Annotated in this window: 8 protein-coding genes; 5 read left to right on the top strand and 3 right to left on the bottom strand. The window is 46.4% G+C overall.

Features of this window, described 5'->3' with window-relative positions; translation table 11 throughout:
• Positions 1-8 precede the first annotated feature (8 nt).
• From ACKLNH_RS03485 to tadA, 3 genes are all read left to right on the top strand, one after another.
• Complete coding sequence (locus ACKLNH_RS03485; protein WP_413110862.1) at positions 9-1,568, top strand: AbgT family transporter; 1,560 nt, start codon at positions 9-11, stop codon at positions 1,566-1,568.
• A gap of 336 nt (positions 1,569-1,904) precedes the next feature.
• The gene (locus tag ACKLNH_RS03480; RefSeq protein ID WP_413110861.1) at positions 1,905-3,467 is read left to right on the top strand and encodes an AbgT family transporter; all 1,563 of its coding nucleotides are present in this window, start codon (positions 1,905-1,907) and stop codon (positions 3,465-3,467) included.
• Positions 3,468-3,607: 140 nt separating this feature from the next.
• Positions 3,608-4,099 (top strand): tRNA adenosine(34) deaminase TadA, encoded by a 492-nt coding sequence (gene tadA / locus ACKLNH_RS03475; protein WP_413111253.1) that lies wholly within the window; start codon positions 3,608-3,610, stop codon positions 4,097-4,099.
• 116 nt (positions 4,100-4,215) lie between these two features.
• Here tadA and mltF read toward each other — a convergent pair whose 3' ends face one another.
• Positions 4,216-5,715, bottom strand: a complete 1,500-nt coding sequence (gene mltF, locus ACKLNH_RS03470; RefSeq protein WP_413111252.1) for a membrane-bound lytic murein transglycosylase MltF — start codon at positions 5,713-5,715, stop codon at positions 4,216-4,218.
• A 330-nt stretch (positions 5,716-6,045) separates the two neighbouring features.
• Between mltF and purL the strand changes: the two genes are divergently transcribed.
• Together purL and glnB are read left to right on the top strand one after the other, a co-directional pair.
• Positions 6,046-9,939, top strand: a complete 3,894-nt coding sequence (gene purL, locus ACKLNH_RS03465) for a phosphoribosylformylglycinamidine synthase (RefSeq protein ID WP_413110860.1) — start codon at positions 6,046-6,048, stop codon at positions 9,937-9,939.
• A gap of 188 nt (positions 9,940-10,127) precedes the next feature.
• Complete coding sequence (gene glnB, locus ACKLNH_RS03460; protein ID WP_413110859.1) at positions 10,128-10,466, top strand: nitrogen regulatory protein P-II; 339 nt, start codon at positions 10,128-10,130, stop codon at positions 10,464-10,466.
• A 90-nt stretch (positions 10,467-10,556) separates the two neighbouring features.
• On the opposite strand, the gene ACKLNH_RS03455 is transcribed toward glnB, so the two are convergent.
• Positions 10,557-11,465: a sulfurtransferase gene (locus ACKLNH_RS03455; RefSeq protein WP_413110858.1), complete on the bottom strand. Its 909-nt coding sequence runs from the start codon at positions 11,463-11,465 to the stop codon at positions 10,557-10,559.
• Positions 11,466-11,834: 369 nt separating this feature from the next.
• Positions 11,835-12,446, bottom strand: a complete 612-nt coding sequence (locus tag ACKLNH_RS03450) for a DUF6198 family protein (RefSeq protein WP_413110857.1) — start codon at positions 12,444-12,446, stop codon at positions 11,835-11,837.
• Between the last annotated feature and the right edge of the window lie 100 nt (positions 12,447-12,546).

The raw sequence follows: 12,546 nt of genomic DNA, 5'->3' as shown, positions 1-12,546 counted from the left end.
GAGCTCCTATGAGCAAACAAGAAACTCAGGCGCCAGCCGCAGCATCAAACGGTGCGATGAATCGGTTCCTGAACTTTATTGAAAAAGCAGGTAATAAAATTCCTGATCCCGCGCTTCTTTTCTTTTGGGGTTTGATTACGGTTTGGGTTCTTTCTGCACTACTCTCTCGCGTAGAGTTCGACCTAATTCACCCAGTAACAGGCTCAGCAATCCAGGTCAATAACCTACTGACAGGTGAAGGCTTTGCACACTTCTTGTCAACAATGGTTGGCAACTTCACAGGTTTTGCTCCACTAGGTATCGTATTGGTGGCGATGCTGGGTGTTGGTGTTGCTGAAGCGTCAGGCTTTATCAATACGGGCTTGAAAAAGATGCTAATGGTAACCCCTGCGCGTTTTATCACCCCAATGCTGATTTTGGTTGCGATTGTATCGCACACCGCGGCTGATGCTGGTTATGTTCTGGTTATCCCTCTGGGTGGTATTATTTTCCACGCGGCGGGTCGTCACCCTCTTGCAGGTATTGCAGCAGCATTTGCTGGTGTATCTGGTGGCTTTGCGGCGAACTTCGTTCCTTCAGGTATTGACCCACTTTTGGCTGGTTTCACGCAAGAAGCGGCTGCTATTCTAGATCCTGAATACATTGTTAACCCACTAGCGAATATCTACTTTACTGGTCTATCTTCAATGGTTATTGTTGCTATTGGTTGGTATGTGACTGAGAAAATTATTGAGCCTCGCTTAGCAAATACGCCGATCGATGATGATGCTGAAGAAGCGCCAGACATGGGTTCATTCACTGATACTGAAAGCAAGGCATTTAGCCGTGCAGGTTGGGCGATGATTGCTGGTATCGTTGCACTTGTTGTTGCACTTCTTCCTGAAACTTCACCACTACGTGCACCAGATGGTCAAATTACCTCATTTGCTGCACCAGTAATGCAGTCAATTGTTCCATTGATCTTTATCCTATTCGTTATCCCTGGTGTGGTTTACGGCCGTGTTGCTGGTACCTTCAAAGCATCTGATGACGTTATCAAGTCAATGTCTAAGACAATGGCTGGTATGGGCGGCTTCATGGTGATGGCATTCTTCATTGCTCAGTTCTTGGTGGCTTTCTCTGATTCTAACCTTGGTACGCTATTAGCACTATCTGGTGCGCAGTTGCTACAAGCATTGGAATTGCCAGGTCAAGTTACTATCGTTGGTATGATTTTGCTGACAGCATTTGTTAACCTACTGGTTGGTTCTGCATCAGCTAAGTGGGCATTGATTGGTCCGATTATGGTTCCAATGCTAATGGCTGTAGGTATTTCGCCAGAGCTAACTCAGGCTGCATACCGTGTTGGTGACTCCGTGTCGAACATCATCTCTCCAATGATGGTATTCTTCCCTCTAGTTGTTGTTTACATGCAGCGCTATGTGAAGAACTCAGGTATTGGTTCACTAGCTTCAATGATGATGCCTTACTCGATTGCAATGCTAATCGGTTGGACAGCGTTCCTACTACTGTACTGGTTCGTTGGTATTCCACTAGGTATCCAAGCACCATACACCTATACCATGTAATTGGGATTCGGTGAATAAAGGCCAGCGGCATTGTCGCTGGCCTTTTTTTATGCGCTGTGTTGATGCTTTGTCTGTGTCTGGTTAATCTCTTGTTGTATTCTGTTGTCTGATGGTAAAAGTATAAATTAATTCACTTAACGTTATGTGCTGTAAAATGGCTCTTTGGTAGTGATAAAGGCTTGTCAATCTAGAGCTGTGCTTTATCGATTGCTGTTATTATGGCGTGCTACTGCTATTTTTGTTTGCAAAGTAGCTATTTTGTGAAATTGTAATGCTAAGGTGTTATCTGCTAGTTTCTCTTTGTTGTGTGATATTATTTACTATATGGAGAGAGCAATGAGTGATATCTCTGTAAAGCCGTCTGATGCTGGTAGTTCAGGTATTATTGGCTTTATTGAACGCGCCGGGAAACGAATTCCCGATCCTGTGATTATTTTTATGTTTTTGTTTACCGCCTGCCTATTGGTAACGGGAATGATTGGTGGATTACAGTTTGAATCACTCGCTGCTGATGGTGGGACGATTCAATACACCATTAAAAATATGCTTGCCGCAGAGAATGTCCGTTGGATGTTTAACAATGCTATTTTGGCAAACTGGCTAGCATTTGGCGGTGGTGTTCTTGGTATTATTTTGATTGTGATGCTTGGGGTAGGCATTGCAGAAAATTCGGGTTTTCTTTCTGCTGTTATTAAGAAAGTGGGCTTGAAAATTAATGATAAATACTTGCCGATGCTGGTGGTTTTCCTCGGTATTATGAGCTCGATAGCGACCGATGCGGGTTACCTTGTTCTTATCCCACTTGCGGGTATGCTCTATGCTGGCTTAGGTAAAAACCCATTAATTGGTATGGCTGCCGCTTTTGCTGGTGTATCGGCAGGCTTCAGTGCCAACTTGATCCCAGCGACGCCGATCGATGTGATTATTGGTGCCAATGCACGTATTTTCGCGGAAGCGCAGGGTATTCCTTTTGAAGCCGCAGATGGACGAACGCTTAATCCAGCGACGATGCACTACTACTTTATCTTTGTCTCGACTTTCTTATTGGCGGGCTTAGGGGCTTGGGTGACAGCGAAGTATGTCGCACCACGCTTAGAAAAGATGGAGTATCAGATCCCTGAAGACATGAACCTAAATGATTTTGCTGTCTCAGCAGCAGAAAATAAAGGTTTGAAAGCGGCGGCATTTGGGCTTGCTATCTCACTAGCGTTAATTGTTATGCTTGCAACGGGACCGTTGGCAACCTATGTCAATGAGGCGGGCCGTGAAGTATCTCCTTATTTAGATAACGTGATCTTGCTGATTGCGATGACCTTCACGATTGTTGGTATCTTCTATGGCGTAGCGGTTGGCAAGTTTAAGAACGTTCAGGACGTTGTTTCATCGATGGTCAAACAGATGAATACCATGGGCTATGTTTTAGTGCTGACGTTCTTCTGCTATAACTTCTTAGGTTTGATGAGCTACTCCGGACTTGGTACCTATATTACCTATTTAGGTGCGACCTTCCTTGGTGCGTTGGGCTTACAAGAGTTTCCAATCCTGCTGATCATTGGTTTTATTCTTACTACCGCAGTGATCAACCTTTTCGTTGGTGGATTAACATCGAAGTGGATGCTACTTGGGCCAATTTTCGTTCCAATGCTGTATCAAGTAAACCCAGATATGACGCCAGATATGGTGGCAGCTGCGTACCGCGTTGCTGATTCATCGACCAACATTATTACGCCGATGATGACATATGCGGGGGTCATTCTTGCCTTCATGCGTAAGTACAAACCAGAGCTTACGTTTGGTGATGTGATTGCGATGATGGTGCCATACTCTATCGCCTTTATGACGGCTTGGACCGGTCTACTGATCGTCTTCTTTACGTTTGGTTTGCCACTTGGTTTCTAAACGTTAAGTGTAGTAATAGGATAGAAAAGGCTGGCCAGTGCCAGCCTTTGTTGTATCTATTGGGCAGTAACCAATCAAAAATGTTTGCTATAATCGCCGCGCAATAGATCAATAAGGGTGAAGGCGTGAACGAGAAGTATATGCGCTATGCGCTATCATTAGCAGAAAAAGCCGAGCAAGAAGGTGAAGTCCCCGTTGGTGCGGTGGTCGTATTAAACGATCAAGTGATCGGCGAAGGGTGGAACCGTTCGATTGGTCAGCATGATGCGACAGCCCATGCTGAGATGATGGCATTGCGTCAGGCTGGTCGAGTTGTTGAGAACTATCGATTGTTGGATGCAGAGCTGTATGTCACGTTAGAACCCTGCCCTATGTGCGCGGCAGCGATGGTGCATGCGCGTGTGGCGAAAGTCTATTATGGGGCTAGCGACAATAAAACTGGCGCGGCGGGATCAGTGATGAACCTGCTGGACTATCCTGAAGCGAATCACAAGGTAAGTGCAGAGGGTGGGGTGTTGCACGATGCGTGTAAATCTCAACTGCAAGCATTTTTCCGTCGCCGCCGAGCCGAAAAAAAAGCACTAAAACAAGCTGCTAAACAGAACGAGGGTGGTCAGCCGTCGGTAGAGTGACACACTAAAAAAAGCCCACGATGCGTTAGCATAGTGGGCTTAATGCTTGATAAGACGACCTATCACTAAATGTGCTCAGCCTGCTTTAGGCTACCTAGTCACCGAGTCGTAGCGTTTTATTCTTGCGCGCTCGCTTCATTATCTGATATTGGCGTATCACTGTTTTGAGTCGCTGTTGCTGCCGATAACGCATCTGGCTCAGTTACTTCCGGAGTAACCGTCTCTATTTCGGCTAAATCCTCGTTATTCACTTCTTCGACGATCGGTTGCTGGGCGTTAAAGTAGCCAATCAAGCTTTGGTAATAGCGACGAATGTTCTCTACATAGAGTTGGGCTTCGTCACCGCGTGCATAGCCATAGCGTGTTTGGCTGTAGTACTGTCGTTGACGTAGTTGTGGTAAGCGAAGCTTTACGTCACTCCACGCATCAGGGTTGCCACCTTGTGCGCGTGTTAGGCGGCGGGCATCCATAACGTGGCCATAGCCTACATTGTATGAAGCAAGTGCAAACCAGATTTTCTCATGTTCATCGATACTATCAGGAATTCGTTTTATGAGTTTGCTGAGGTAGTCTGAACCACCACGTATACTCTGCTCCGGGTCAAGGCGGTTCTGTACGCCCATCGATTTTGCTGTCGGCAGGGTCAACATCATCATGCCCCTAACCCCAGTTGGTGATACCGCACGAGGATTCCAGTGCGACTCCTGATAAGAGAGCGCTGCCAATAGTCGCCAGTCGAATTCGCCCGCATATTTTTCAAAAAGAGGCTGCCAGTCTGGCAGTTTACTTTCCACAGCACGAATAAAGGCACGGGTATCGACATAGTCAAAGGTGTCAACGTAACCCAGATAGCGCTCTTCCAATTTAGCCAGTTCACCGCTCTGTTTTAAATCGCCAAAAAACTCCACCAATAGCGCATGCAAACTGTTTTCATTGCGGTGTTCTACATACCAAGCGATTGGTTGATTGTCACTGAGCTCTAATGCAACCGTAATATCAGGATAAGTGCGCTGCATCAAAGCGACATCAACAGAGTCAGCAATGGTATAGTCCAACGTCCCTTCCGCGACCATTTTCAATAGCTCATCACCATCTTTATTGTCGGTACTTTGCCATTCTAGATCGGGGTACTGCTGTTTAAGCTTATAGAGAGTTGCTTCATGGCTTGAATTCGTCGTCACCATAAGGCTGCCTGTTTGCTCGATGAGGTTATCGATGTCACGCGGCCGCCATTGACCATTTTTGTACACTAACACTTGAGTCGCGAAATAGTATGCTGGCGCGGGGAGGTAATCATTCATTCGTTCCGGTGTAATGGTCAGGCCTGCGGCAATAATGTCGACATCGCCGCGATCTAAAGTGGGAAATAGGCCGGATAAACCAAAGACGGGTTGCATTTCTAGCTTAACGTCGAGCTGCTCGGCCAGCATTGCTGCTAGCTGATAGTCAAGCCCAGTTGGGCCGTCTTGACCGATGTAGTAGGAGAGTTGGTTGTTGAGTGTGCCAACACGCAATACACCACGTTGGCGTATCTCTTCTATTTGGTTGTGCTGTATGGATTGATACTCGCACCCTTGCATAGCAAGCAGCACAAATAACAGGCCAATTAGCTTCATCCATTGGGAATGCTTTTCTGTATAATTCAACAGCTTTACTCTTCTATTACTTTTGAGTGTCTTTATACCAAACGCATAGATGAGAGCAAAGGACATTCAAAGACTAAACGATAAATTGACAATCATTCGCTTATTTTGGCATGAATTGAAAAAAATAACGCAAACGTTTGCTTTGGGTGTTACGCCGCTACACTTTTTCCCCTATAATAGCGCCGAAAACAGAGGTGAGTGCCATGCTGTTTATTCTGTTGCTTAGTATACATTAGTCACTGAACTTAGACATCATCGCACTACCCCTTTCTTCAATTGCTAATCGAGAGATGTATGCACATGGAAATTTTGCGAGGTTCACCCGCTCTGTCTGAGTTCCGCGTTAACAAGCTACTGACGCGTTGTGGCGAGCTTAACCTGCCTGTCACTGGTATTTACACCGAATTCATGCACTTTGCTGACTTGTCATCCCCACTAGACCCGAGTGAGCTAAGTAAGCTAGCGAGCCTACTACAGTATGGGCCAACTATTGCGGAGCATGAACCAACAGGCACACTTTTATTGGTGACTCCGCGCCCAGGTACGATTTCTCCTTGGTCTTCAAAATCAACTGATATTGCCCATAACTGTGGTTTAGAGAAAGTGTTGCGTTTAGAGCGTGGTACAGCCTATTACATTGAGACATCAGCAGAATTAAGTGAAGATCAGCTGGTTGAGTTAAAAGGTCTGATCCATGATCGCATGATGGAAGTGGTCTTTAGCGAACTAAATGCAGCACAAACCTTGTTCACTCAAGCTGAACCTGCGCCTAAACGTAGCGTAGATGTGCTTTCTGGTGGGCGTCAAGCATTGGAAGAGGCGAATATCGCATTAGGCTTGGCGTTGGCTGATGATGAAATTGACTATTTAGTTGAGAGCTTTATCAAACTGGGTCGCAACCCGAACGACATAGAATTGATGATGTTTGCACAGGCAAACTCTGAACACTGTCGCCATAAGATCTTTAATGCCGATTGGACCATTGATGGCGTTGAGCAAGAGAAATCCTTGTTCAAAATGATCAAAAATACGTATGAGACCCATGGTGATTATGTGCTCTCTGCGTATAAAGATAATGCGGCTGTTATGGAAGGATCTGCCGTGGGCCGTTTCTTCCCTGATGCCGAGTCACGTCAATATAACTACCATCAGGAAAACGCCCATATTCTGATGAAGGTTGAAACACACAACCACCCCACCGCGATATCACCTTGGCCGGGCGCGTCAACGGGGAGTGGTGGTGAGATCCGCGATGAAGGCGCGACAGGTATTGGTGGTAAGCCAAAAGCTGGGTTGGTGGGCTTTACTGTTTCTAACTTGCGTATCCCAGGCTTTGAACAGCCGTGGGAAAGCGATTTTGGTAAGCCGGGACGTATCGTAAACGCACTGGATATTATGCTGGAAGGTCCTCTGGGTGGTGCGGCATTTAACAACGAATTTGGTCGTCCCAATCTGTTAGGCTATTTCCGTACTTATGAAGAGAAAGTTACCTCTCATAACGGCGAAGAGATCCGTGGTTACCACAAGCCGATTATGATCGCAGGTGGTATGGGCAACATTCGTGAAGAGCACGTACAGAAGAAAGAGATCCCGGTCGGCGCGAAGCTGATTGTATTAGGCGGTCCAGCGATGAATATCGGTCTGGGCGGTGGTGCAGCATCTTCAATGGCATCAGGTCAATCGGCTGAAGATTTGGATTTTGCTTCAGTACAACGTGAAAACCCAGAAATGGAACGCCGCTGTCAGGAAGTGATCGATCGCTGCTGGCAGTTGGGTGATGACAACCCAATCGCGTTCATCCACGATGTGGGTGCCGGTGGCATCTCTAATGCACTGCCGGAGCTTGTCGATGATGGTGAGCGTGGCGGTAAATTCCAGCTACGTGATGTGCCAAATGATGAGCCAGGCATGAGCCCATTAGAGATCTGGTGTAACGAATCACAAGAACGCTATGTGATGGCGGTTGCTGCAGAAAACATGGCCGTATTTGATGCCATTTGTCAGCGCGAACGTGCACCGTATGCGGTTGTGGGCGAAGCGACAGAAGAGCGCCATTTAACCCTAGAAGATTCACACTTCGACGATACGCCAATTGATATGCCGCTTGATATCTTGTTGGGTAAGCCGCCGAAGATGCACCGCGATGTAACCACTCAAAAGGTACAGGGTGTTGAGCTAGACCGCACTGATATTGAGTTAGAAGAAGCGACACACCGTGTGTTACGTCTTCCAGCTGTGGCTGAAAAAACCTTCTTGATTACCATTGGCGACCGTACCGTAACGGGGCTGGTTGCACGTGACCAAATGGTAGGACCTTGGCAGGTGCCAGTTGCCAACTGTGCGGTAACGGCAGCCAGTTACGACACCTACCATGGTGAAGCGATGTCGATGGGTGAACGCACCCCTTCAGCACTGTTAGACTTTGGTGCGTCTGCTCGTATGGCGGTCGGTGAAGCTTTAACCAATATTGCCTCTGCTGATATTGGCGACTTGAAACGCATTAATTTGTCTGCTAACTGGATGTCAGCAGCGGGTCACCCAGGTGAAGATGCTGGTTTATACGAAGCGGTGAAAGCGATTGGTGAAGAGCTATGCCCAGCGTTGGGCTTAACGATTCCAGTCGGTAAAGACTCGATGTCAATGAAGACGAAGTGGGAGCAAGACGGCGAACAACGCGAAGTCACCTCGCCGCTATCATTGATCATTACCGCCTTTGGTCGTGTGGAAGATGTACGTAATACGGTGACCCCACAGCTACGTACCGATAAAGGTGACTCAAGCTTAATACTGATTGATTTAGGCCGTGGTCAGAACCGTTTAGGTGCAACAGCACTGGCGCAGGTGTATAAACAATTGGGTGATAAAGCCGCTGACGTTGATAGCCCTGAGCTATTGAAAGGCTTCTTTAACGCAGTGCAAACCTTGGTTCGCGACAATAAGCTAATGGCTTATCATGATCGTTCTGATGGTGGACTTTACACTACCTTGGCAGAAATGGCCTTTGCCGGTCACTGTGGCGTTAACGCCGATATTTCAGTGCTTGGCGATGACGCCCTAGCTATCTTGTTTAACGAAGAGTTGGGTGCGGTGGTTCAGGTCGCTGATGCGGAGCTGGATAACGTGCAAGCGGTTCTTGCAGCCCATGGCCTAAGCGCATGTAGCCATGTGATTGGTCAAGTGACCAATGAAGATGCGCTGCGTATTAACCGCGGAACAGAAACACTGTTAAATCAAAATCGTACTGAGCTACGGACGATTTGGGCTGAGATGACGCATAAGATGCAAGCAATGCGTGACAACCCAGTCGGTGCAGACCAAGAGTTTGCAGCGAAGAAAGACAACAATGATCCGGGTCTGAATACGCGTTTGAGCTTTGATATCAACGAAGATATCGCCGCACCGTTTATTGCGACGGGAGCGAAACCTCAAATGGCTATCCTGCGTGAGCAGGGCGTCAACTCGCACGTAGAGATGGCTGCAGCCTTTGACCGTGCTGGCTTTGATGCCAAAGATGTTCATATGTCTGATATTTTATCGGGTCGCGTGCAACTAGATGGCTTTAATGGTTTAGTGGCATGTGGCGGCTTCTCTTACGGTGACGTGTTAGGTGCCGGTGAAGGCTGGGCGAAATCGATTCTATTTAATAACAATGCGCGAGACCAGTTTGAAGGCTTCTTCCATCGTGAAGATACGTTTGCGCTGGGTGTGTGTAATGGTTGTCAGATGATTTCTAACCTACGCGATTTGATCCCAGGCGCTGATTTGTGGCCACGCTTTGTGCGCAATGAGTCGGAGCGCTTTGAAGCACGCTTTAGCTTGGTGGAAGTACAAGAGTCATCATCTCTGTTCTTTAACGGTATGGCAGGATCCCGTATGCCAATCGCGGTTTCTCACGGTGAAGGACGTGTTGAAGTGCGCAATGGTGAGCATCTAGCCAACATTGAACAGTCAGGGACAGTGGCACTACGTTACGTGGATAACTATGGCAATGTAACGCAAAACTACCCAGTGAACCCGAATGGATCGCCTAATGGTATTACTGGCCTAACCACAACGGATGGTCGCGTTACGATTATGATGCCTCACCCAGAGCGCGTCTTCCGTACCGTGGCGAACTCTTGGCACCCGGATAGCTGGAGCGAGAACAGTCCGTGGATGCGTATGTTCCGTAATGCCCGCGTTAACATCGGTTAAACGGATTGGGCGATGTTATCGCACTTTTCTTAATCAATAATAAGCCGCTGCGATTGCAGCGGTTTTTTTATTTGACCCAAAATGACAAGGTTGAGTTATTCACAGTAAATGGCATTGTGACCCTGCAGTATATTTGTGATAATAAAACGATAGCAGGCCAGTAAGCTTTACTCTAAAGGACGACAGTGATGAAGAAAATAGATGCCATTATAAAGCCATTTAAATTAGATGATGTTCGAGAGGCGCTGGCAGAGGTTGGCATTACCGGAATGACCGTATCCGAAGTAAAAGGATTTGGGCGTCAAAAAGGCCACACCGAACTTTACCGCGGTGCAGAGTACATGGTGGACTTTTTGCCTAAGGTTAAGCTAGAGATTGTGGTGGCTGATGATGTGGTAGAGCAATGTATTGATGCCATTATTGAAACAGCTCAAACGGGTAAAATTGGCGATGGTAAAATCTTTGTCACAGATGTAGAGCGCGTGGTACGTATTCGTACTGGAGAAGAAGACGAAGAAGCGATTTAGTTTCAGTTGTTATGTATTAATTGACAAAGAAAAGGCGCTGATAGCGCCTTTTTAAGTTACAGATAGGTATTCATTAAAAGGACATTATCGCTAGCCGAGTGGTTGTTCGGTGGCTGTCCAGTCAGAAAATGAACCATCGTAATTGCGAACGTTGCTGAATCCAGCGTGCTGCAACGCGTAAAATGCAACTGTGGAACGCACACCGCCAGTGCAGTAAACAACTATCTCATCATCTTTGTTAATGCCCTTTTCGGTCATCATTGCGGTGATGGTATCAGCATCCTTCAGTTTGCCATTATCAGCATAGAAATCTTTGAAGAAGGTATGAATTGAATTTGGGATGACCCCACGGTATTTTTCACCGTAGTTTTTTCTACCAGCATGCTCACTGGCTTCTCGAGTATCAAGTATTGTTACTTCGTTGATACGAGCGACGAGTTCATCAGTGGTGATATTGATGCTGTCATCCAAGGCATCAATGGCAAAGTCACTCACGCTATAATTTATGGCTTCTTGGCTCAATGCGTAGCCACTATTTTCCCAAGCAGTGATACCGCCATCTAGTATCTTGATCTCCATGCCTGCCGACTGCAGTGACCAAGCAACACGGGTTTCATCTCCCCAGGATTTAAGTGACTCAGTGTAGACAACAGCCGTTTGGTCTTGACGAACACCTTTGTGCTGTAGCAAATCTTGAATTTGCTCAGCTGCATTGAGCTGTCCCCAGCCTGGCTCAGTTGAAGCAACACTCATGTTGGATAAGTCTTGCCATGATAGTGAAATAGCGCCCTCGATATGACCGCCATTAAAGGCACGCTCCTCACGTACATCGATAAGCACCAGTTGTTCGTGATTCTCTTTGACCCAAGTTGGATTAACAAGTATGCCGTTCTCATTAGCGCTTAGGTCTAGTTCAGTTACTGACGGGGTGTCGTTGCAACCAGACAGTGCTATGACGCTAAAGCATAAAGTAAGTATACAGGTATTTTTGTTGTTCATTATGTATCTCAAGCTCATGTAAACAGGTATAGCGTATGCTACATAGAATAATTAATAACAAAGTTAATAAATGTCAAAAATTGATTGTATTAAGGCTATGTCATGTGATTAATGAAGTAAATGTTATTTTTATCAATGTTTTGAAGGGCAATTTACAGGTGTTACATTGACTATTGTTCCGCCAGCTTTGATCTGAGCGCTACGACCGTTATGAAGGAAGCCTGCTGTTTCTTAGTCTGAGATGTATTCGCGTGGTTTATGGTCAAGAATATAAAGTGAGAAGCTTGATGGGATAAAACTATATGTAGTTAATGTAAAGTTGCATCGGCAACCAAAAGGTAGGCTGCCGACTCAAAGGAGGGGGGAGATCTAAGGTAATGCGAGCTCTGTTTGATAACGACCCGGCTTGTGATTCATCGCTAAGACCATATTGAGCAATACGGCGCCGACAATTGAATACACCAGCATTATTGGGGTTAGCATAAAGAACGACGCAATCAAGATCGAACAGTCGATCACCATTTGCATTTTACCTGCCGAGATCCCGAACCTATCTTGGCAGTAGAGACAGAGGACATTAAATCCCCCCAAACTGGTTTGATGGCGGAATAGCATTAACATGCCCACGCCCATCAAAATACCACCGATCATTGCGCAATATAGAGGTTCAAGAGCTGCTTCTTTAAAGAATAGCGGGATATGATCCGCCATAACGGATACCAGTGCCCCCGAGATAAGACTGGTAATCGCAAAGCTCTTACCCATACGGAACCATGCGATAAGATAAAAAGGGCAATTAAAAAGGAAGTAAAGGGTACCAAAGGATAAACCGACGATATTGCTAGCCAGTAACGCTAGCCCGGTCGTACCACCAGTTAATAATCCGCCTTGTTGCAGGAAAAACACGCCCTGCGCAACGATAAAGGTACCAGTTAAAATGGCGATACAGTCTTCGATGAGGCTGTGTTTTCTGTCTTTCACGGTAAAACGCTCCATAAATCTGAGGCACGAATATTACCCTGAAACAGTAAGTTAAGAGTAGTCATTGGCAGATATCTCTTTACCGCTAGATGTCATTCAT

It is taken from the genome of Thaumasiovibrio clandestinus (assembly GCF_047250365.1).
Lineage (GTDB): Bacteria > Pseudomonadota > Gammaproteobacteria > Enterobacterales > Vibrionaceae > Thaumasiovibrio.
This window is presented reverse-complemented; position numbering and strand designations above follow the sequence as displayed.

Bases quoted from the DNA above. Each gene is read 5' to 3' on its own strand.
- ACKLNH_RS03480 (WP_413110861.1), top strand. From the start codon at position 1,905: ATGAGTGATATCTCTGTAAAGCCGTCTGATGCTGGTAGTTCAGGTATT.
- mltF (WP_413111252.1), bottom strand. From the start codon at position 5,715: ATGAAGCTAATTGGCCTGTTATTTGTGCTGCTTGCTATGCAAGGGTGC.
- purL (WP_413110860.1), top strand. From the start codon at position 6,046: ATGGAAATTTTGCGAGGTTCACCCGCTCTGTCTGAGTTCCGCGTTAAC.
- ACKLNH_RS03485 (WP_413110862.1), top strand. From the start codon at position 9: ATGAGCAAACAAGAAACTCAGGCGCCAGCCGCAGCATCAAACGGTGCG.
- ACKLNH_RS03455 (WP_413110858.1), bottom strand. From the start codon at position 11,465: ATGAACAACAAAAATACCTGTATACTTACTTTATGCTTTAGCGTCATA.
- glnB (WP_413110859.1), top strand. From the start codon at position 10,128: ATGAAGAAAATAGATGCCATTATAAAGCCATTTAAATTAGATGATGTT.
- tadA (WP_413111253.1), top strand. From the start codon at position 3,608: ATGCGCTATGCGCTATCATTAGCAGAAAAAGCCGAGCAAGAAGGTGAA.